This window comes from Kitasatospora sp. NPDC098652 (assembly GCF_044760155.1).
Classification (GTDB): Bacteria; Actinomycetota; Actinomycetes; order Streptomycetales; family Streptomycetaceae; genus Kitasatospora.
In genome coordinates, this window is the sequence record NZ_JBIWAQ010000023.1 from 48410 (window position 1) to 68782 (window position 20373).

Annotated in this window: 15 protein-coding genes; 5 read left to right on the forward strand and 10 right to left on the reverse strand. The window is 71.6% G+C overall.

Annotation, left to right across the window (positions count from 1 at the left end; genetic code table 11):
• Positions 1-37: 37 nt before the first annotated feature.
• Together ACIQWA_RS34255 and ACIQWA_RS34260 are read right to left on the reverse strand one after the other, a co-directional pair.
• Positions 38-2548 (reverse strand): CDP-glycerol glycerophosphotransferase family protein, encoded by a 2511-nt coding sequence (locus ACIQWA_RS34255; RefSeq protein ID WP_402489302.1) that lies wholly within the window; start codon positions 2546-2548, stop codon positions 38-40.
• A 279-nt stretch (positions 2549-2827) separates the two neighbouring features.
• A complete protein-coding gene (locus ACIQWA_RS34260; protein ID WP_360238097.1) occupies positions 2828-6400 on the reverse strand; it encodes a CDP-glycerol glycerophosphotransferase family protein in 3573 nt (1190 codons plus the stop codon).
• Positions 6401-6533: 133 nt separating this feature from the next.
• Here ACIQWA_RS34260 and ACIQWA_RS34265 point away from each other — a divergent pair, with 133 nt between their 5' ends.
• Both ACIQWA_RS34265 and ACIQWA_RS34270 read left to right on the forward strand, forming a co-directional pair.
• Positions 6534-7532, forward strand: coding sequence for a glycosyltransferase family 2 protein (locus ACIQWA_RS34265; RefSeq protein ID WP_402489305.1), 999 nt, complete (start codon positions 6534-6536; stop codon positions 7530-7532).
• Positions 7533-7674: 142 nt separating this feature from the next.
• Positions 7675-8622 (forward strand): YihY/virulence factor BrkB family protein, encoded by a 948-nt coding sequence (locus ACIQWA_RS34270; RefSeq protein WP_402489307.1) that lies wholly within the window; start codon positions 7675-7677, stop codon positions 8620-8622.
• 28 nt (positions 8623-8650) lie between these two features.
• Here ACIQWA_RS34270 and ACIQWA_RS34275 read toward each other — a convergent pair whose 3' ends face one another.
• Positions 8651-9853 carry a D-alanyl-D-alanine carboxypeptidase family protein gene (locus ACIQWA_RS34275; RefSeq protein ID WP_402489310.1) on the reverse strand — a complete coding sequence of 401 codons (1203 nt, stop codon included), beginning with the start codon at positions 9851-9853 and terminating at the stop codon, positions 8651-8653.
• 145 nt (positions 9854-9998) lie between these two features.
• Between ACIQWA_RS34275 and ACIQWA_RS34280 the strand changes: the two genes are divergently transcribed.
• A complete protein-coding gene (locus ACIQWA_RS34280) occupies positions 9999-10256 on the forward strand; it encodes an SCO4848 family membrane protein (RefSeq protein WP_360238091.1) in 258 nt (85 codons plus the stop codon).
• An 88-nt stretch (positions 10257-10344) separates the two neighbouring features.
• On the opposite strand, the gene ACIQWA_RS34285 is transcribed toward ACIQWA_RS34280, so the two are convergent.
• The 7 genes from ACIQWA_RS34285 to ACIQWA_RS34315 all read right to left on the reverse strand — a co-directional run bounded on the left by ACIQWA_RS34285 (position 10345) and on the right by ACIQWA_RS34315 (position 17347).
• Complete coding sequence (locus tag ACIQWA_RS34285; RefSeq protein WP_360238089.1) at positions 10345-11115, reverse strand: succinate dehydrogenase iron-sulfur subunit; 771 nt, start codon at positions 11113-11115, stop codon at positions 10345-10347.
• Complete coding sequence (gene sdhA / locus ACIQWA_RS34290) at positions 11115-12857, reverse strand: succinate dehydrogenase flavoprotein subunit (protein WP_360238087.1); 1743 nt, start codon at positions 12855-12857, stop codon at positions 11115-11117. Before sdhA ends, ACIQWA_RS34285 begins: the two co-directional genes overlap by 1 nt.
• A gap of 51 nt (positions 12858-12908) precedes the next feature.
• The gene (sdhD, locus tag ACIQWA_RS34295; protein WP_360238085.1) at positions 12909-13400 is read right to left on the reverse strand and encodes a succinate dehydrogenase, hydrophobic membrane anchor protein; all 492 of its coding nucleotides are present in this window, start codon (positions 13398-13400) and stop codon (positions 12909-12911) included.
• An 8-nt stretch (positions 13401-13408) separates the two neighbouring features.
• Positions 13409-13789 (reverse strand): succinate dehydrogenase, cytochrome b556 subunit, encoded by a 381-nt coding sequence (gene sdhC / locus ACIQWA_RS34300; protein WP_033332398.1) that lies wholly within the window; start codon positions 13787-13789, stop codon positions 13409-13411.
• A gap of 309 nt (positions 13790-14098) precedes the next feature.
• Entirely contained in the window at positions 14099-14644 is a 546-nt protein-coding gene (locus tag ACIQWA_RS34305; protein WP_402489392.1) for a 2-oxo-4-hydroxy-4-carboxy-5-ureidoimidazoline decarboxylase, read from the reverse strand.
• 222 nt (positions 14645-14866) lie between these two features.
• Positions 14867-16516, reverse strand: coding sequence for an alpha/beta hydrolase (locus tag ACIQWA_RS34310; RefSeq protein ID WP_402489315.1), 1650 nt, complete (start codon positions 16514-16516; stop codon positions 14867-14869).
• Positions 16517-16591: 75 nt separating this feature from the next.
• A complete protein-coding gene (locus tag ACIQWA_RS34315; protein ID WP_402489317.1) occupies positions 16592-17347 on the reverse strand; it encodes an SDR family oxidoreductase in 756 nt (251 codons plus the stop codon).
• 333 nt (positions 17348-17680) lie between these two features.
• On the opposite strand from ACIQWA_RS34315, the gene ACIQWA_RS34320 reads away from it, so the two are divergent.
• Positions 17681-18934 (forward strand): amidohydrolase, encoded by a 1254-nt coding sequence (locus tag ACIQWA_RS34320; RefSeq protein ID WP_402489320.1) that lies wholly within the window; start codon positions 17681-17683, stop codon positions 18932-18934.
• Positions 18935-19190: 256 nt separating this feature from the next.
• Positions 19191-20246 carry a BMP family ABC transporter substrate-binding protein gene (locus ACIQWA_RS34325; protein ID WP_360238077.1) on the forward strand — a complete coding sequence of 352 codons (1056 nt, stop codon included), beginning with the start codon at positions 19191-19193 and terminating at the stop codon, positions 20244-20246.
• The last annotated feature ends 127 nt before the right edge of the window (positions 20247-20373 follow it).

Here is a 20373-nt window from a genome sequence, read left to right on the forward strand (position 1 = left end):
TGAACCATCGCTGAACCACCGCTGAACTACCGCTGAACTACCGCGCCGCTCGGCCGAGTTCGAGCATCCGGTCGACCACCCGGCGGGCAGCGCCGCCGTCGTCCAGGGCGCAGTGCGTGGCCCGGAAGCGCCGGTAGCGCTCCGCGTAGCCGGGCGCCGACCGCTCGCCGCTGTCGGCGAGTTCGCGCAGCGCGCCGAGCAGTTCGGCGGAGTCCGGCACCAGCGGGCCGGGCGCGTCCGCCTCGAAGTCGAAGTAGAAGCCGCGCAGGGTGTCGCGGTAGTGCTCCAGGTCGTAGGTGAAGAAGTAGACCGGGCGGCCGGTGATCGCGAAGTCGAACATGATCGACGAGTAGTCGGTGACCAGCACGTCCGCGATCAGCAGCAGTTCCTGCGGGTCGGGGAAGTCCCCGCAGTCGAACAGGAAGCCGTCCCCGGCGCCGGGCAGCGGGTCACGCACGTGCGCGTGCGGGCGGACCAGCAGCACGTGGTCCTCGCCGAGCAGCCGGCGGGCGTGGTCGAGGTCGAGCCGCAGGTCGAGCCGGAAGCCATCGCCGTCGCCGCGCTGCTGGTCCTCGCGCCAGGTCGGCGCGTACAGCACGACCCGCTTGCCCTCGGGGATGCCGAGCCGGCGGCGGACGGCCGCGGCGACCCTCGGGTCGGGCCGGGCCAGCACGTCGCCGCGCGGGTAGCCGGACTCCAGCATCTCGCCGTCGTACTGGAAGGCGCGCCGCAGGATCGGGGTGGCGAAGGGGCTGGGGGAGAGCAGCAGGCTCCACTGCGGGGTCTCCCGGTCGAGCGCCTCCAGGTAGCCGTGGTCGGCGAGCCAGGGGTTGTCGACGTCGTGGGCGATCCGCTTGAGCAGCGAGCCGTGCCAGGTCTGCACCACGACCTGGCCCTCGCGGCGCTCCAGGAAGTCCGGGAAGTGGGTGTTGCCGACCAGGTACCGGCAGGTGGCCAGCGCCCGGTACCACTGGGGGCTCCAGATGCGGATCGGGACGACCCCGGGCGGCAGTTCGGCCTGGCCGTCGTCGACCACCCACAGGTGCTCCAACGGCTCACCGCGGCGGGCGAGTTCGGCGTGCACCGCGCGCGGGGAGTCGGCGTAGCCGCGGCCGCCGAACACGTCGTACAGCACCGCCTCGCGCAGCGGTTCGCGGCGGGCCGCGGGGTAGTGCTCGGTGCGCAGCCGGGCCTGGGTCCAGGCGCTGCGCTCGGTGGCGTCGAGCACCGGGGTGGAGTCCACCAGCAGGGTGTCGTGCCAGCGGCGCTGGAGCAGGACGTCCTTGCCGCCGGTGGTCGCGGTGGCGGGCAGGGCGGGCAGCACGGTGGGGGCGGCGAGCAGCGGCCGGGCCGGGCCGGAGCGGTCGGCCGGCTCCAGGACGGCCTCCCAGATGCCCTTGCGCAGCGGCAGCACGGCGCCGTCGGAGCCGGTGCGGGTGGCGGGCACCCGGACCCGGAAGCGGCCGTCCGGCTCGGGCTCGACGGGGGTGCGGACCTCGCCCGCGGTCCCGCCGTGCCGCAGGACCAGCTCCAGCCGGCCGGCGGCCGGGTCCGGGCAGTGGCCGGACAGTTCGAAGCCGCCGAAGTGGACCGCGATCCGGTCGACCATCCCGGCGGCGGGCTGGACGCAGACCTGGAGCCGGCCGTCGGCGAGGTGCTTGAGGTAGAGCACCCGGTCCGGGGCGTCCGGCAGCGGGTACTGGCCGGCCACCGGGCCGCCGCGTTCGTCCAGGCAGAGCTGTTCGGTGCCGCCGTCGGGGTGCAGCAGCTCGGCGTCCCAGTGCTCCAGGTCCTCGCGGCCGCGTCCGTCGGCGGTGAGCGGCCGGTACGGCAGTTCGACGGCGAAGGTGTTGCCGGTGCGGGTGAGCGGCCGCTCGATCACCGCGTCGCTCTGCCGGTGCCGCAGCCGCAGCACGGTGCCGGCCGGGCAGTGGTCGGCGACGCCGCCCAGCCGGATGCCGTCGGCGGCGGGTTCGGCGCGGTCGAGCCGGACGCCGGGGCGTTCCAGCCGCAGCCGCAGCCGGTCGTCCTCGAAGTACGGCTGGAGGCGTACGTCGCGGTCCACCCAGCGGGCCGGCGGGTACTCGCCGGAGCCGCACCAGTGGGGGGCGAGGGCGCCGTACTGGCGGCGCAGCCGGGTGGGGCGGGGGCGGGTGAAGAGGGTGGTCTCGATCTGCCAGTCGCCGAGCAGCCAGCGGTCGTCCCGGCGCAGTCGGGAGGGTTCCAGCAGGACGGTGAAGCCGGACCAGTCGTGGTTGTGCTCCGGCTGGGCGCTGTCGTCGGTGACCTCGGGCAGCCTTCGGGGTCTGGAGCGCAGGTGGAGTGGTGGTTCGGCCGGGTCCTCGTGGCGCAGGGTCAGCCAGGTCCAGGCGGAGCCGGGGCGGCCGGTGTCCAGGTCCAGCGGGCGGGCGAAGCCGGTGAGCTCCAGTCCGCGGCCGTGCCAGCGGGCGCGCAGCAGCCCGAACGCCACGTCCTCGTCGACGGCGGGCCGGCCGTCGGCCACCCGGGGGGCGGCGTGCGGAAGTACGAACCGGGCGAGCGAAGACATGGTGCGGGGGGCCCTTCGGAACGGGATCCCGGACATGGCGGTGGCCGGGAGGGCCGCCGTGCCGGTGTCGGCCGGACCGGGGCCGATTTGATATCCCACCCCGGGAAGGCACCTCGGGTCAACTGTACGTTTCGTAGAATTTCCTTTGAAATTCGTCGACTAAACGTCAGTTCGAGTGCAAATTGGGCGTAAAGGACAGGTAGTTCTCAGGGAATTCCCAGATAGTGCCGGGGCGCCCGGCGTGGATCACGCCGGGCGCCCCGATGCCGTCCTTGGCGGCTACTCCTTGCGGAGCATCGCGTCGACCACCCGGCCGGAGGCCTTGCCGTCGTCCAGGTCGCAGTACGCCTCGCGGAACGCGGCCGCCTTGTCCGCGTACTCGGCCGCCACCGCGTCCACCCGGCCGAGCGCGTCGACCAGCGCCTCGGAGGTGGCCAGCAGCGGGCCCGGGGCCTCGGCCTCGAAGTTCAGGCTGAAACCGCGCAGGTTGTCGCGGTAGTGCTCCAGGTCGTGGGTGAAGAACAGCATCGGCTTCCCGGTGGTGGCGAAGTCGAAGATGCTCGACGAGTAGTCGGTGACCAGGACGTCGGCGATCAGTAGCAGCTCCGCCATGTCGGGGTAGCTGCCGACGTCCCAGATGTAGCCGTTGCCGGCGCCCGGGATCTGGCCGCACATCATGTTGTGCCGGCGCACCAGCAGCACCTGGTCGTCGCCCAGCGCGGCCTTGGCCGCCTCCAGGTCGATCCGCAGGTCGATCTGGTAGCCGCCGTTCGGCCGGCGCCGGTCCTCGCGCCAGGTCGGCGCGTACAGCACGACCTTCTTGCCCTCGGGCAGGCCGAGCCGCTCGCGGACCTGCTCGGCGGTCTTCTCCCGGTCGGCCGCGAACAGCAGGTCGTTCCGGGGCGCCCCGCTCTCCAGGATCTCGCCCTGGTAGTCGAAGGCGCGCCGCAGCACCGGGGCGGACCAGCTGTTGCCGGCCACCAGCAGGCTCCAGTTCGGCACCTCGCGGCTCAGGCCCTTGAGGTAGTTCGAGTCGGTGAACCAGACCTTCTCGAAGTCGAAGCCGACCTGCTTGAGCGGGCTGCCCATCCGGGTCTGCACGACCACCTGGCCGGGGCGGCGGACGAAGAAGTCGGGCAGGTGGGTGCTGGTGACGATGTACTTGGCGGTCGCCAGCGCCTCGAACCACTCCGGGCTCCACAGCCGGATCGCCTGCGCGGTGCGCGGCAGCTCGGTCTGCATGTCGTCGCTGCCCCAGAGGTGCTCCAGCGGCAGGCCGCGGCGGACCAGCTCCTCGTGGATCGCCCGCGGGGAGTCGGCGTAGGCGCTGCCGTGCCCGGCGTTGTAGAGCACGGTGTCGCGCACCGGCAGGCGGCGGGCGGCCGGGTAGTCGGTGGTGCGCAGCCGGCGCTGGCGGAAGCCGGAGCGCTCCTCGGGCAGCAGCGCCGAGTACGACTCCAGCGACAGGCCGTCGTGGTAGCGGCGCTCCAGCGCGATCCGCTTGCCGCGGGACTCCACCTCCACCGGCAGGGTGCCGAAGCAGTCCGGGGAGATCTGCGCGTGGCTGTCCGGCAGGGCCGAGGCCGGCACGCCGACCGGACGGAAGAAGACGTTCCAGGTGCCCTGGGCGAGCGGCACCCGGCCGGCGAAGGTGGCGGTCGGCACGGCGGGCAGCGCGGTGCGGAACCGGCCGTCCGAGATCTCCACCGGGTAGACGTGCTCCTCCTCGCGCCAGTGGTGGCGGACCACCAGCTCCCAGCGGTGCGTGCCGGGCTGCGGGAACGAGCCGCTCAGCAGGAAGCCGTCGGCGCCGCGCGCCGACACCTCGTCCACGATCGGCTGGAGCAGCTGGTCGGAGAGCTGGAAGTGGCCGCTCGGGGAGGGCTTGGTGTAGATCGCCCGGCGCAGCTCGACCGGCGCCTGCGGGTCCAGCGGGACGTGCAGCTGCTCGGGGGCGTTGCGGTCGTCCCAGACCAGCGGCAGCACGCTGCCGTCGGCCAGCAGCAGCGCGCTGTTCCAGCGGTCGCGGACGCGCTCGTCGGCCACCGGGTCCAGCTCGGCCCAGGCCTCGCGGACGGCGGTCAGCTCGGCCACCTCGACCGAGGAGGTGAACGGCTGCAGGGTGCCGACCGGGGTGCCCAGCTCGACCGGGAAGGTCAGCTCGCGGTCCGACTCGAGGTGGGTGAGCCGCAGCCGGGCACCGGCGAAGCTCGCCCCGGAGCGGGCCGCACCGGAGACCTCGATCCGGCCGTCGTGCGCGGCCAGGCCGGTCACCCGGGCCTTGACGGTCTCCACCTGGAGGTAGACGAAGCCGTCCCGGATCCACGGCACGATCCGCACGTCCGGCTCGACCCAGTGCTGCGGGATCGACGCGGCGCTGTCGCTCCAGCCGGCCGAGATCCGGCCCTTGTAGACCCCGCCCTTGCCCGCGCCGGCCACCAGGACGCGCCAGTGGCCGTCCTTCCACTGGCCGCGGTGCTTGAGCTTCTTCGGGTCGAGGGCGACGGTGAAGCCGGACCAGTCGCAGTTGTACAGGTCGTGGTTGCAGCTCGCGGTGGCCTCGGGGCTGTACTGGGTCTTCATCGGCACCGCGATCGCCCGGCGGCCCTTGGCCTCGCGCAGCACCAGGGTGCGCACCATGTCGTGCTTGTTCGCCGCGCCCAGCTGCTCCGGGTAGGCGTGCCCGGTCAGCTCCAGCTTCCCGCCCACCCAGGCGGTGCTGTACAGCCGGCTGCGCATGACCAGCGAGTTGTCCAGCTTGAGCACGCCGGCCGGGACGCTCTTGCGCCCGCCGCGCAGGAACGGGTAGTCCGCGTACGGCCGCAGCAGGCCGCGGGCCTGCACGCCGCCGCCGCTCTCGCCCTCGTACTTGATCTGCTCGACCAGCTCGTCGACCCGGTTCTGCAGGGTCAGGTGGTACTTGAGCCGCAGCGGCGCGCGCAGCTTGCGGACCTGCTCCTGGCCGATCGAGCGGAGCAGCCGGCTGACGTTCTGGACGTAGGCGTCCCGGTACTCCTTGTCGCCGTCCACGACGGACCAGAAGAACATCGGGATCTCCTCGACGAGGGTGTTCTCGTCGTAGGAGCGCAGGTACTCGGCGAAGCGCGGCTCGGTCTGCTTCTTCAACCAGGCGCGGACCAGCTCGACCGAGGCGACCCGGTCGATCAGGCCCTTCGGGTTGGTGCGCATCTGGGTGATCGACATCTCGCCGACCTCGCGCTCGCGCCAGTGGTAGATCGGCTCGGAGAGCACGTCCACGCTCTTGGCGAGGTAGTGGTGCGGCACGCTGACCGGCGCGTCCTCGTACAGGATGCCCTCGGGGTAGAGCAGGCCGGCGGCGTCGAAGAAGGAGCGGCGGTACACCTTGTTCCACGCGGTGCGGTCGGTGACCAGCGCCGGGAGCTCGGTGATGTGGGTCTTGAGCCGGGTGTCCTTGAACGGCTTGGCGTGCCCGCCGGACTGGTAGTAGCCCACCGCGCGGAACCGCAGCACGTTGCCGGTGCAGAAGTCCGAGCCGGTCTCGTCCAGCGTGTTGATCATCAACTCGTACGCGCTCGGCGGCATCGAGTCGTCGCTGTCCACGAAGCACAGGAACTCGGAGTCCGGGTCGATGTGCCGGATGCCGGTGTTACGGGCCGCGCCGAGGCCCTTGTTGACCTGCCGGACCAGCCGGAACCGCGAGTCCTTCGCCGCGTAGGCCTCGGCGAGCGCCGCACTGCCGTCCTTCGAACCGTCGTCGACCATGACGCACTCGAAGTCCGTGAAGGTCTGGGCGGCGATCGAGTCGAGGCATTCGACGAGATAACGCTCGACGTTGTAGATCGGAACGACGATGGAGAGGCGGGGAGCCATCGGCTACGCAGGCCTTTCTCGGGAGGAGCGTGGCAGCCCGCTGGGGGTCTGGCCGCACTTGGATCGGTGCGTACGTGCCCACTGATCCTACCTCCGGGGCCCGGACCCCCTCCGGCCCACTACGCTGGCCCCCGTGCCCCGCTTCAGCGTCATCGTCCCCGTGTACCAGGTCCAGGACTACCTCGCCGAGTGCCTCGAATCGGTCCTCGGCCAGAGCGGACCGGACTTCGAACTGATCGCGGTGGACGACCGCTCGCCGGACGGCTGCGGCGCGATGCTGGACGAGGCCGCCGCCGCCGACCCCCGGGTCCGGGTGCTGCACCTGCCGGAGAACGTCGGCCTCGGCCGGGCCCGCAACGCCGGCCTGGAGGTCGCCACCGGCGACTACGTGCTCTTCCTCGACAGCGACGACACCCTCACCCCCGGCCTGCTGGCCGCCGTCGAGGAGCGCCTCGCCGCCACCGGCGACCCGGACGTCCTGGTCTACGACTACGCCCGCACCTACGCCGACGGCCGGATCACCCGCGCCGCCGCCGGCCACGTCTTCGGCGCCGAATCGCCGGACGTCTTCGACCTCGCCGCCCGCCCCGACCTGCTCGACCTGCTCCAGGTCGTCTGGAACAAGGCCTACCGCCGCGGGTTCATCACCGAGCAGCGGCTGGAGTTCCCGGCCGGCTACTACGAGGACACCCCCTGGACGTACCCGGCGCTGCTCGCCGCCGACGGCATCACCCTGCTCGACCGGGTCGGCGTGCACTACCGCCAGCGCCAGGAGGGCGGCAACATCCTGGCCACCGCCAGCCGCAAGCACTTCGACGTCTTCGCCCAGTACGACCTGGTCTTCGCCTTCCTGGACCGCCGCCCCGACCTGGACCGGTGGCGCCCGGTGGTCTTCGGCAAGATGCTCAACCACCTCAACACCGTGGTCGCCAAGCCCGGCCGGATCCCGCCCGGCGACCGCCGCGAGTACTTCCGCCGCGCCGCCGCGCACTGCGCCCGGCTGCGCCCGGCCGGCTACCGCCCGCCGCCCGGCGTGGACGGCGTGCGCACCGAACTGCTCGGCCACGGGCGGTACGCCGCCTACCAGGCCGTCCGCGCCCTGGCGAAGGCCCGCCGGCTCGTCAACAGCTGATCGGCACCGGCCCGGGGTCCGCGGCACCGGCCCGGATCCGCTGCACCGTCCTGGCCGGATCCGTTGCACCGGCCTGGCCGGATCCGCTGCACCGGCCCGCGCCTGACGGCCGTTCGGGGGACGGGCCGGTATAACCGGTCGGGTGGACTTCCTGACCCGCCTTCCGGTCCTGGGCCCGCTCGTGGCCCGGGTGCTGCGCAGCCGCCCCTACCGGGTGTACGAGTACTTCTCCGCCGCCCGTGGCAACCGGCTGGCCGGAGCCGTCACCTTCTTCGGCTTCCTCGCCCTGTTCCCCCTGCTCACGGTCGGCCTGGCGATCGCCGTCGCCACCCTGAACGGCAGTCAGGTGGACGACCTCCAGCACCGCATCTCCGACCAGCTGCCGGGCCTGTCGGACTCGCTCGACCTGCCGTCCCTGGTGGCGAACGCGGGCACCCTCGGACTGGTCAGCGGCGCTCTGCTGCTGGTCTCCGGCCTCGGCTGGGTGGACACCATGCGCACCTCGATCAGAGATCTCTGGCAGCTGCCCGAGGAGGACGGCAACCCGGTGCTGCGCAAGGCCTGGGACGTCCTGGTGCTGGCCGGCCTCGGCCTGGTGTCGCTGTTCTCGCTGGGGGCCTCCGCCGCCGGCACCACGCTCGCCGGCCGGATCGCCGACGCGATCGGCCTGGGCAGCGGCTACCTGCTGACCGGCGTCGGCATCCTGATCGCCATAGCGTGCGACATGCTGCTCTTCGCCTACCTGCTGGCGCCCTTCCCCGGGATCACCGACCAGCGCCGCCGCGACCTGCTGACCGGCGCCCTGATCGGCGCGGTCGGCTTCGAACTGCTGAAACTGCTGCTCTCCTCCTACCTCGGCTCGGTCGCCGGGCGGAGCCTGTACGGGGCCTTCGCCACCCCGGTGGCGCTGCTGCTGTGGATCAACTTCGTCAGCCGGCTGCTGATGTACTGCGTGGCCTGGACGGCCACCGCCGACCCGGTGGCGGCCCGGGAGCGGACCAGGGAGCACGGCCGGGCGCTGCTGGCCGCGGCCGACGAGGCCGAGGCGGAAGGCACCACGCCCACGGCGACGCCCCGGCCCCGCAGCTGAGGCCGGGGCCGGGGCGTCGGACCACGGCTCAGTCCCCGGTGCGGCCCGCCGCCCGGCGCCGGACGGCCAGCACGGCGCCCGCTGCCGCCACGGCCCCGACCAGCACGGCCGCCCAGCCGCCCGCGCCGAGCCCGCCGTCCCCGGCCGCCCCGGCGGCGGGGCGGTCCCCGGCGGGGGAGGGGTGCGGCGGCGGGGCGGGGGCACCGGCGGCGCCGCCCGCCTGACCGGTCGGCTCCTCGCCGCCGGCCTGCTGCTCGTCGACCAGCCGGCCGACCGGCCGCACCTTGCCCGCCGCGGCGAAGCCCCAGTCCAGCAGCTCGGCCGTCTCGTCGTACACCTTCTGGTAGCTGGCCGGGTGCATCACCGTCACCAGCAGCGTCCGCCCGTTGCGCTCGGCCGCGCCGACGAAGGTCGAACCGGCGTTGGTGGTGGTGCCGTTCTTCACCCCGATCAGCCCGGGGTACTTGCCCAGCAGCCGGTCGGTGTTGGCGATCCCGAAGCTGCCGCGCTGGCCGGTGTTCCGGTCGACGGCGCCGGGGAACATCGCGTCCCGGGTCGCGCAGTACCCGCGGAAGTCCGGGTTGCGCAGGCCGGACCGGGCGAACAGCGACAGGTCGTAGGCCGAGGACAGCTGGCCGTCCATGTCGTAGCCGTCCGGGGAGATCACCTTGGTGTCCCGCGCCTGGAGGGCCTCGGCCCGGGCCTGCATTTCGTTGACGGTCGGCTGGATGCCGCCGTTCATGTGCGCCAGGACGTGCACGGCGTCGTTGCCCGAGCTCAGGAACACCCCGCGCCACAGGTCCTCGACCCGGTAGTCCAGGTTCTCCTTGATGCCGACCAGGCTGCTGCCGGGGCCGATGTTCTGGATCTCCTCGTCGGCGACCCGGTGCACCGCGTTGCGGTCGAACTTGGGCAGCACGGTGTCGGCGAAGAGGATCTTCAAGGTGCTCGCCGGGGGCAGCCTGAGGTGCGGGTTGTAGGCCGCCAGCACGTCCCCCGACGTGGCGTCGGAGACTATCCAGGACTGACCGGTGAGGTCCGTCGGCAGGGCCGGCGCCCCCGCCAGCGGATCGACCTGGACCCCGGGCAGCCCCAGCCGCTCACCGCCGATCGCGGTCGGCGGGGGCGGCGCCTGCGGAGCCGCGACCGCCGCGGGCGCGGCGAGCAGGACCGGGAGGGCCGCGGTGACCGCGGCGCACAACTGCGCGAAGGTGTGACGGGGTGTGGGCACCAGCTGACCGTACCCACTGCGGAGCCGGGACGTCCGCCACACCGGACGGCTCCTCCGCAGGAGGGGCCCGCCCTACGCCGATCGGCGGCCCGCGCATACTGGGGAGGCACCCCGCAGCCACCGCACCCCCGCCGAGGACCACCCCATGAAGCTCAGCCGCCGCACCTCCTGGTTCCTGACCGCCTTCGGCGTCTGGTCGATGATCATCTGGACCACCTTCGTCAAGAACCTCTGGAAGGACTCCGGCAACCAGGCCTTCGTGAACGGCGACCACTCCCAGCCCACCGCCTTCTTCTGGGTCCACCTGCTCCTCGCCGTCACCTCCTTCCTCCTCGGCATCGCCGTCGGCACCATCGGCGTCCGCGGCCTCCGCGCCACCCGCCGCACCCCGGCCACGGACTGAAATCCCCGTTGCCGCCGCCCGACGACGACGGAGGCCCCCGTCCGATCGAAGGATCGGACGGGGGCCTCCGTGTTTGCTCAGGCGGGGGTCAGAAGCGGCGGGTGACCAGCGCCCGCTTCACTTCCTGGATCGCCTTGGTGACCTCGATGCCGCGCGGGCAGGCCTCGGAGCAGTTGAAGGTGGTGCGGCAACGCCACACGCCCTCACGGTCGTTGAGGATCTCCAGGCGCTGCTCGGCACCCTCGTCGCGCGAGTCGAAGATGAAGCGGTGCGCGTTGACGATGGCGGCCGGGCCGAAGTACTGGCCGTCGTTCCAGAACACCGGGCAGGACGACGTGCACGCGGCGCACAGGATGCACTTGGTGGTGTCGTCGAAGCGCTCGCGGTCCTCGGCGGACTGCAGGCGCTCGCGGGTCGGGTCGTTCCCCTTGGTGATGAGGAACGGCATGACGTCCTTGTACGCCTGGAAGAACGGGTCCATGTCCACGACCAGGTCCTTGAGGACCGTCAGGCCCTTGATGGCCTCGATCGTGATCGGCTTCTCCGGGTTGACGTCCTTGATCAGGGTCTTGCACGCCAGCCGGTTGCGGCCGTTGATCCGCATGGCGTCGGAGCCGCAGATGCCGTGCGCGCAGGAACGGCGGTAGGTGAGGGTGCCGTCCTGCTCCCACTTGATCTTGTTGAGCGCGTCCAGGACGCGCTCCTTCGGGTCCATGGTCAGCTGGTAGTCGACCCACACCGGGTCCGGGTGCTCCTCCGGGTTGAACCGGCGGATCCGGAAGGTGACGGTGATCAGCTGTACGCCACCGGCCTCGACCGCGTCCAGAGCGGCCGAGTGCTCCACAGTCGGAGTGCTCATCAGTACTTACGCTCCATCGGCTGGTAGCGGGTCGTGACGACCGGCTTGTAGTCGAGGCGGATGGAGGTGCTGCCGTCGGCGGCGACCTCCTGGTACGCCATGGTGTGCTGCATGAACTTCACGTCGTCACGGGTCGGGAAGTCCTCGCGGTAGTGGCCGCCGCGGGACTCCTCACGGGCCAGCGCGGAGACGGCCAGCACCTCGGCCAGGTCGAGCAGGTTGCCCAGCTCGATGGCCTCCAGGAGGTCCGTGTTGTAGCGGAAGCCCTTGTCCTGGATGGAGACGTGCTTGTAGCGCTCCCGCAGGGCGGCGATGTCCTCGACGGCCTGCTTGAGGGTGGCGCCGGTGCGGTAGACCATCGCGTTGGCGTCCATGGTCTCCTGCAGCTCCTTGCGGATCTGCGCCACGGACTCGGTGCCGGTGGACTCGCGGAGCCGGTCGACCATGCCCTGGACCAGCGCCTCCGGGTCGTCCGGGAGCGGGACGAACTCGTTCGCGTTGGCGTAGTCGGCGGCGGCGATGCCCGCGCGACGGCCGAACACGTTGATGTCCAGCAGCGAGTTGGTGCCGAGGCGGTTGGCGCCGTGCACGGACACGCAGGCGACCTCGCCGGCCGCGTACAGGCCCGGGACGACGTCGGTGTTGTTGCGCAGGACCTCACCCTCGACGTTGGTCGGGATGCCGCCCATGGCGTAGTGCGCGGTGGGCTGGATCGGGATCGGGTCCGTGTAGGGCTCGATGCCGAGGTAGGTGCGCGCGAACTCGGTGATGTCCGGGAGCTTGGCGTCCAGCTGCTCCGGCGGCAGGTGGGTCAGGTCCAGGTAGACGTGGTCGCCGTCCGGACCGCAGCCGCGGCCTTCGCGGATCTCGGTGTAGATCGCGCGGGAGCAGACGTCACGGGACGCGAGGTCCTTCATGACGGGGGCGTAGCGCTCCATGAAGCGCTCGCCGTCCTTGTTGCGCAGGATGCCGCCCTCGCCGCGGGCGCCCTCGGTGAGCAGGATGCCCATCCGCCAGATGCCCGTCGGGTGGAACTGGAAGAACTCCATGTCCTCCAGCGGGAGACCGCGGCGGTAGGCCACGGCCTGGCCGTCACCGGTGAGGGTGTGGGCGTTGGAGGAGACCTTGAAGAACTTGCCGGTGCCGCCGGAGGCGAACACGACCGACTTGGCCTGGAAGACGTGGATCTCGCCGGTGGCCAGCTCGTAGGCGACGACGCCGGCCGTCTTGCCCTCGTTGAGCAGCAGGTCGAGGACGTAGTACTCGTTGAAGAACTCGACGCCGTGCTTGACGCAGTTCTGGAACAGCGTCTGGAGGATCATGTGGCCGGTGCGGTCGGCCGCGTAGCACGAGCGGCGGACCGGGGCCTCGCCGTGGTTGCGGGAGTGGCCGCCGAAGCGGCGCTGGTCGATCCGGCCCTGCTCGGTGCGGGAGAAGGGCAGGCCCATCTTCTCCAGGTCGAGGACGGCGTCGATGGCCTCCTTGCACATGATCTCGGCGGCGTCCTGGTCGACCAGGTAGTCACCGCCCTTGACCGTGTCGAAGGTGTGCCACTCCCAGTTGTCCTCCTCGACGTTGGCCAGGGCGGCGCACATGCCGCCCTGGGCCGCGCCGGTGTGGGACCGGGTCGGGTAGAGCTTGGTCAGGACCGCGGTGCGGCTGCGCTGCGTCGACTCGATGGCCGCGCGCATGCCGGCGCCGCCGGCGCCGACGATGACGGTGTCGTACTGGTGAATCTGCATGGGGGGTTAACTCGCCTCTGGCCTCTGCCGATGGTCGATGGTGCTCGCGGCTCAGATGTTGGGGTCGAAGGTGAAGATCACCAGGGTGCCGAGCAGCACGGTGAAGACCGTGGCGGTACCCATGAGCCCCTTGAGCCAGAGCCGGGTCGAGTCCTTCTCGGCGTAGTCGTTGATGACCTGACGCATGCCGTTGGCGCCGTGCAGCATGGCGAGCCAGAGCATCAGGAGGTCCCAGCCCTGCCAGAACGGCGAGGCCCAGCGACCGGCGACGAAGGCGAACCCGATCTTGGAGACGCCACCGTCCAGGATCAGCATGATCAGCAGGTGGCCGAGGATCAGCACGACCAGGACGACACCGGACAGGCGCATGAAGAGCCAGGCCAGCATCTCGAAGTTGGTGCGGGTGCGGCGCGGGGTCTTCCCGGTCCGCTTGCGCGGCGGCTCGATGACGAAGGCGTCGGCGGGGTTGCCGGTGCCGATGCCCTTGCCGGTGTGCGCCTGCTTGGAGGGGACGACGATCGCGTCGGAGTAGTCCGTGGACATCAGTCAGCTCACTTCCCGAACCAGGAGATCAGCGTGTGCTGCAGGATGCCGTAGAAGGAGCCGGCCATCAGGACGACCCAGACCCCGACGACGGTCCACAGCATCTGCTTCTGGTACTTCGGGCCCTTGGACCAGAAGTCCACCGCGACGACGCGCAGGCCGTTGAGCGCGTGGAACAGGATGGCGGCCACCAGGCCGTACTCCATCAGGTTCACGAGCGGAGTCTTGTACGTCTGAATGACGGTGTCGTAGGACTCCGGCGACACTCGCACGAGGGCGGTGTCCAGGACGTGGGCGAACAGGAAGAAGAAGATGAGGACGCCGGTGACTCGATGAGCCACCCAGCTCCACATGCCTTCCCGGCCGCGGTACAGCGTTCCAGCCGGCACGGAAAAACCCTCCGGAAGCGATTGGGGGCTCGGCCGGCTTCGGTGTCGGTCAGCCCGGCCGGGTACGGTCCACCGGCCGCCAGCATCCTATCGACGCCGCGTCGGGAACCGCCTCCGGGGTACCCAGGTGTGATCAATCAGGCACTTCTGGCCTAGTGGGGCGGGAACCGGGGCCACTTCGGTCACACTGGGTGATTGCCCTGGGGCTCAACGGTGACGGGCGGCGATCGGATTCACCCGTGGGGATGAATCGGGTCCGGCCGCACCGCCCCGGCGCGCCGGAGTGGCGCGCCGGGGCGGTGCGGGGGCTCAGCGCGCTCCGGCCTCGGAGTGGGTGGCGACCAGGTGCTCCAGCCTGGTGAGGGCGATCCGCCGGAGTTCGTCCGCCGCGGTCAGCCGCTCCTCGTCCGGGTCGTTGGCCAGCCGGGTGCGGATGGAGGAGAGCACGGCGTCGAGCATCTCCTCCGGGTCGACGCCGTCCAGGCAGACCACGAAGACGTGGCCGAACCGGGCCTCGTAGGCGGCGTGGGCGGCCCGCAGCGCGGTGTGCGCGGCCTGGCTGCCGGGTGCGCGCATGCCGAGCAGCGGCTGCGGCATCCAGCTCTCGTCGGCCAGGGCCTCGGCGAGGTCCGCCGGGCGCAGGTCGTAGGAGGCCTCGCTGGCGGCGGCCAGCAGGGACTCTATGTCGGGGTAGGGGCGGTGGGCGGTGAGCCGCAGGGCCCAGCGGTGGCTGCCGCAGCAGGCCAGCAGGGCCTCCTCGGCGGCGCCGGCGTCCGCTTCGTTGAAGCGGTGCAGGCCGAGGAGGGTCGGGTCGCTGCTGGCGTCGGGCCGCTGTGACGGGATGTCGCTGGCCAGCGGGTCCTCCTCGGAGGGCGGGAAGCGGCTGGTGTGGGTGGTGGAGCAGGTGAAGTATGGGGCTGCGGAGGGGGCGCGCGGCGCCGTTCTGGCAGCCCCTCAAACGTAGTTGAGTGCCCATCAGTTGGGGAGGGCGCGCGCGGAATTCATCCGGACGAGCTATCAAGTTGTGACGTTGACACCTTCGTGTCAGCGCCCTCCCCGTACGGATCTGCTAGCGGCTCAGCCGCAGCGGGTGCCCTCGGCCGGCATGGTGCCGTCGGTCAGGTAGGCGGCCATGGCGAGGTCGGTGCAGGCGCTGCCCTTGCCGAAGGCGCCGTGGCCCTCGCCCACCCGGGTGAGCAGGGTGGCCTTGGCGAAGCCCTTGGCCAGCTTCTCGGCGGAGGAGTACGGGGTGGCCGGGTCCCCGGTGGTGCCGACCACCAGGATCGGGGCGGCGCCCTCGGCGCGGATGGTGTGCGGCTTCTCCTGGGTCTTGAACGGCCAGTAGGCGCAGCCGGGCTCGGCGTAGTCGTCCACCGTGACGCCCTTGGAGAGCAGCGGCGCCTCGGTCCGCAGCCGTTCGACGGCCTGCCGGGCGTGCTCGGGGGTCGGCGCGGGGCGGGCCGCGTCGGCGCAGCTGATCGCGCTGTTGGCCTCGTCCATCGGGCTGTAGTGGCCGTCCTGGTCGCGGCCGTTGTAGTCGTCGGCGAAGGCCATCAGGTAGTCGCCCTTGTCGCGCTTCATCGCCCAGCCGAGGCTGGCCCGCAGGTACTGCCAGGAGGTCTTCTCGTCGCCGTACAGCAGGGAGATGACGCCGGTCCAGGCCATGTCACGGCCGAGCTTGCGGCCGTCCTTGGTGGTCAGCGGATGGTCGTGGAGGCCGTCCAGGAAGTCGGCGGCCTTCTTGGCGGCCTTGGTCCGGTCCGTGCCGAGCGGGCACTCGTCGGGGTGGTTGTCCACGCAGTCGGCGGCGAAGCGCTCGAAGGACTTCTCGAAGCCGACCTGCTGGTCGACGCCGTGGTCCAGGTTGTCCTGGGCCGGGTCGACGGCGCCGTCCAGGACCAGCCGGCCGGTGTTCTGCGGGAACTCCTCGGCGTAGAGGGCGCCGAGGTAGGTGCCGTAGGAGATGCCGAGGTAGTTGAGCCGCTGGTCGCCGACGGCGGCGCGCAGCACGTCCAGGTCGCGCGCGGTGTTGCGGGTGCCGACGAAGGGCAGCAGCCTGCCGGACTTGGCCTGGCAGGCGGCGGCGTGGTCGGTGGACTGCTTGACGTGGGCGGCCTTGCGCTCGGCGGGGTCGTCCGGCGCGTCCTCCTGGTTGGCGGCGTCGAGCTGCTTGTCGTCGTAGCAGACCACGGGGGAGCTGTCGCCGGTGCCGCGCGGGTCGAAGCCGATCACGTCGAAGCGGTCGTGCAGGGTGCCGGCGAAGTCCTTGGCGCCGTACTTGACCATCTCGACGCCGGAGGCGCCGGGGCCGCCGGGGTTGACCATCAGCGAGCCGATCCGCTTGCCCTGGTCGGCCGCCGCGTACTTGACCAGGGCGAGGTCGATCGCGTCGGTGGCGGGGTTCGCGTAGTCGAGCGGGACGTGCAGCTTGCCGCACCGCATGCCGGAGGTGTCGATCTTCGCCTTCTCGGCCTTGGGGTCGGCCGGGCAGTCCGCCCAGGTGATCTGCTGGCCGTAGAAGGCCTTGAGCGCCGGGTCGGCCTCGCCCTTGGGCCTGGCGGTGGGCGTCGGGGTGGCCGTCGGGCTGCCGGCGGCGGGCGCGGTGGTGCCGGAGGCCTTGTCCTGAGCCGTCGTCACGGTGTCGTTGCAGGCGGCGGTGAGCAGCAGGGTGCCGGCCGCCAGGGCGGTCAGCAGCACCCGTGGGCGGGCGGCCCGGAAGATCGTCATCGCACGTGTGTACCACTCGTGTGCGACACGTGTTCGATCGGGGTGTCGTCGGGCCGCCCGCCGGGACGGGGCCGGTCAGCCGCGGTGGACCTTGTGGTTGGCGGCCTGCGCCCGCGGGCGGACCACCAGCAGGTCGATGTTCACGTGCGAGGGCCGGGTGACCGCCCAGGCCACGGTGTCCGCGATGTCCTCCGAGGTCAGCGGCTCGGCCACGCCCGCGTACACGGCGGCGGCCTTCTCCTCGTCGCCGCGGAAGCGGGTGACGGCGAAGCCCTCGGACTTCACCATCCCGGGCGCGATCTCGATCACCCGGATCGGCTCCCCGCACAGCTCCAGCCGCAGCGTCGCCGCGATGGTGTGGGCGGCGTGCTTGGCCGCGACGTACCCGCCGCCGCCCTCGTACGCGGCCAGCGCGGCGGTCGAGGAGAGCACCAGCACGGTGCCGTCACCGGTGGCGCGCAGGGCGGGCAGCAGCGCCTGGGTCACGTGCAGCACCCCGAGCACGTTCACCTCGTACATGGCCCGCCAGTCGGCCGGGTCGCCGTGCTCGACGGTCTCCGCGCCGATCGCGCCGCCCGCGTTGTTCGCCAGGACGTCCACCCGGCCGACCTCGGCCGCGAAGGCGTCCACGGCGGCCCGGTCGGTGACGTCCAGCGTGACCGCCCTGGCCGAGCCGCCCCGCTCGGCGATCTCCTTGGCCAGCGCCTCGATCCGCTCGGTCCGGCGCGCGGTCAGCACCACCTCGAAGCCCTCGGCGGCCAGCCGACGGGCGGTCGCCGCGCCGATTCCGCTGCTGGCACCGGTGACCACGGCCACCTTCTGCTCGGTCATTGCCACTCCCTGGGGCTCATCCGGTCGTTCGTCCGATCATCTCAACCGGGTGCGCGGAGCGAGCGCTCCGGTCCGGCCGTCACCCGGGCGCCGGGCGCACTGCAGGGGGGCGGCCGCCGAACGGGCCTGCTGAGCGGCCGTCAACGGGCCCGGGCGTCAAGCCGGTGGCGGCCGTGACCACCGGCCAGGGTGATCGTTGCACAGGGCAAGCAACCCGGGGAAGGCGGCTGAAACGAGATGTCATACCCACCTGTCCGGCCGGTATGCGCCCATCCGGGGACTGGTTTTCCGGAAGTCGGGCCAAATCCCCCCAACGGGCCTACTCTTGGGGAGATGAACCGTCCTGAGCCCGCTCAGCCGGGCGCCATTCTCGCCGCCGCACGCCCCGCCGCCGAACTGCGCGCCCGGGTCCGGGGGCTGGAGCCCGAGCTGATCGCCTTCCGCCGTGATCTGCACCGGCACCCGGAGCTGGGCCGCCAGGAGTTCCGCACCACCAACCTGCTGCGCGACCGGCTGGTCGCGGCGGGCCTGGCGCCGCGGGTGCTGCCAGGCGGCACCGGGCTGCTGGTCGACCTCGTCCCGGCCGGCACCGCTGCGGGCACCGAGTTCCTGGCCTTCCGCGCCGACATCGACGCGCTGCCGATCGACGACGCCAAGACCGACGTGCCGTACCGCTCGACCGTCCCCGGCCGGGCCCACGCCTGCGGCCACGACGTGCACACCTCGGTGCTGCTCGGCACCGGCCTGGTGCTGGCCGGGGCGCTGCGCTCCGGCGAGCTGCGCCGCCCCGTCCGGCTGGTGTTCCAGCCGGCCGAGGAGGTCATGCCCGGCGGGGCGCTGGACGTCATCAACGCGGGCGGGATGGACGGCGTCGGCCGGATCTACGCGGTGCACTGCGACCCCAAGGTGGAGGTGGGCCGGATCGCCCTGCGGGTCGGCGCGATCACCTCGGCCTGCGACCGCCTGGTGCTGCACCTGGACGGCCCCGGCGGGCACACCGCGCGCCCGCACCTGACCACGGACCTGGTGACCGCGATCGCCCGGATGGCCGCGGACCTGCCGGCCGCCCTGGCCCGCCGGATGGACCCGCGCTGGGGCGTCAGCCTGGTCTGGGGCCGGATCGCCTCCGGCTCCGCGGCCAACGTCATCCCGCAGCACGCCGAACTGGAGGGCACCGTCCGCTGCCTGGAGCTGGACGGCTGGCGCGAGGCGCCGGACCTGCTGCACGAGCTGATCGCCAAGCTCGCCGAGACCTACCGGGCCAAGTGGACCCTGGACTACCACCGCGGGGTGCCGCCGGTGGTCAACGAGGCGGTCTCGGTCGCGCGGCTGGAGGAGACGATGACCGCCCGGTTCGGCGGGGACGGCGCCCAGGTGGTGGAGGGCACCGAACAGAGCCTGGGCGGCGAGGACTTCTCCTGGTACCTGGAGCACGCCCCGGGCGCGCTGGCCCGGCTGGGCGTCCGGGCCCCCGGCGACACCACCGTCCGTGACCTGCACCAGGGCCGCTTCGACGTGGACGAGCGGGCGATCGGCGTGGGTGTGGAGCTGTTCTCGGCGCTGGCCCTGGAGGATGACCGGATCTGACCGTTCCGAGGGGGTTTGTGGTCGACGCGTGCGCAGGTTGTCGAGCTCCGGAGTTTCGGACCGGTTCCGTAGACTGGGCGGACCAAGTCTCGGATTCACCGTCCGCGCACGGGAAAAGGGGCTCGGGGAAGGCCGTCAGACCACGGTTTGATAACAACCCGAATGCTCCGGCAGCCCGTAACCCAACCGTGTTCTACGCGCGTTACGGTGGCGTCCGACCACGCTAATCGGGTGCGTGTGAGAAGGAGAAACTCCCTTGCGCCGTTCAATGAAGCTCGCCGCGGTTGTGCTCTCGGGTTCCCTGGGCATGGCCTCGCTCGCCGCTTGCGGCGCAAAGAGCACTGACACCAACGCCTCCTCCGGGTCTTCCGACGCTCTCAAGGTCGGCATGGCCTACGACATCGGCGGCCGTGGTGACCAGTCCTTCAACGACTCCGCCGCGCGCGGTCTCGACAAGGCCAAGGCCGACCTGGGCGTCTCCGTGACCGAGGCCGAGGCCAAGTCGGGCGAGGCCGAGGCCGACAAGGAGACCCGCCTCAAGAACCTGGTCGACGCCGGTTACAAGACCATCATCGCGGTCGGCTTCGTCTACCAGCCGGCGGTCAACAAGGTCGCCAAGGACAACCCGAACGTCAAGTTCGCGATCATCGACTCGAACGACAAGGACCAGCCGTCCAACGTCACCTCGCTGCTCTTCGCCGAGCAGGAGGGTTCGTACCTCGCCGGCGTCGCCGCCGCGAACAAGTCGAAGGCCCACCACATCGGCTTCATCGGTGGTGTCCAGTCCGAGCTGATCAAGAAGTTCGAGGCCGGTTACAAGGCGGGTGCCAAGTCCGTCGACCCGAACATCCAGGTCGAGACCACCTACCTGACCACGCCTCCGGACTTCACCGGCTTCAACTCGCCCGACAAGGGCAAGGAGGCCGCGCAGGGCCAGCTCGACAAGGGCGCGGACGTCATCTACTCCGCCGCCGGCTCCTCCGGCAACGGCTCCATCGAGGCCGTCGCCAACGCGGGCAAGTGGGCCATCGGCGTCGACTCCGACCAGGCCAACCAGCCGGCCCTGGCGAAGTTCAAGAACAGCATCCTGACCTCGATGGTCAAGAACGTCGACAACGCGGTGTACGCGTACATCGACTCGGTCAAGAAGGGCACGCCGTTCACCGGCATCAAGCTCTTCGACCTCAAGGCCAACGGTGTCTCGCTCGCCACCACCGGCGGCAAGATCGACGACATCCAGGACAAGCTCAAGGCCGCCAGCGACGCCATCACCAGCGGCGCGACCACCATCCCGACCGCGCCGACCTCCTGAGGACGGCGCGTCCCGGACGCGACCTGACGCTGCCGCCTGCCCGGTAGCGCGATGATCGACTCGATCAACGGGAGGGGCCCGGCAGGGTGCGCTCGACGCACCCCCGGGCCCCGTTCCGTCTCCACGT

Bases quoted from the DNA above. Each gene is read 5' to 3' on its own strand.
- sdhD (WP_360238085.1), bottom strand. From the start codon at position 13,400: ATGTCCACGGACTACTCCGACGCGATCGTCGTCCCCTCCAAGCAGGCG.
- ACIQWA_RS34255 (WP_402489302.1), bottom strand. From the start codon at position 2,548: ATGTCTTCGCTCGCCCGGTTCGTACTTCCGCACGCCGCCCCCCGGGTG.
- sdhA (WP_360238087.1), bottom strand. From the start codon at position 12,857: ATGCAGATTCACCAGTACGACACCGTCATCGTCGGCGCCGGCGGCGCC.
- ACIQWA_RS34280 (WP_360238091.1), top strand. From the start codon at position 9,999: ATGAAGCTCAGCCGCCGCACCTCCTGGTTCCTGACCGCCTTCGGCGTC.
- ACIQWA_RS34320 (WP_402489320.1), top strand. From the start codon at position 17,681: ATGAACCGTCCTGAGCCCGCTCAGCCGGGCGCCATTCTCGCCGCCGCA.
- ACIQWA_RS34315 (WP_402489317.1), bottom strand. From the start codon at position 17,347: ATGACCGAGCAGAAGGTGGCCGTGGTCACCGGTGCCAGCAGCGGAATC.
- ACIQWA_RS34285 (WP_360238089.1), bottom strand. From the start codon at position 11,115: ATGAGCACTCCGACTGTGGAGCACTCGGCCGCTCTGGACGCGGTCGAG.
- ACIQWA_RS34260 (WP_360238097.1), bottom strand. From the start codon at position 6,400: ATGGCTCCCCGCCTCTCCATCGTCGTTCCGATCTACAACGTCGAGCGT.
- ACIQWA_RS34310 (WP_402489315.1), bottom strand. From the start codon at position 16,516: ATGACGATCTTCCGGGCCGCCCGCCCACGGGTGCTGCTGACCGCCCTG.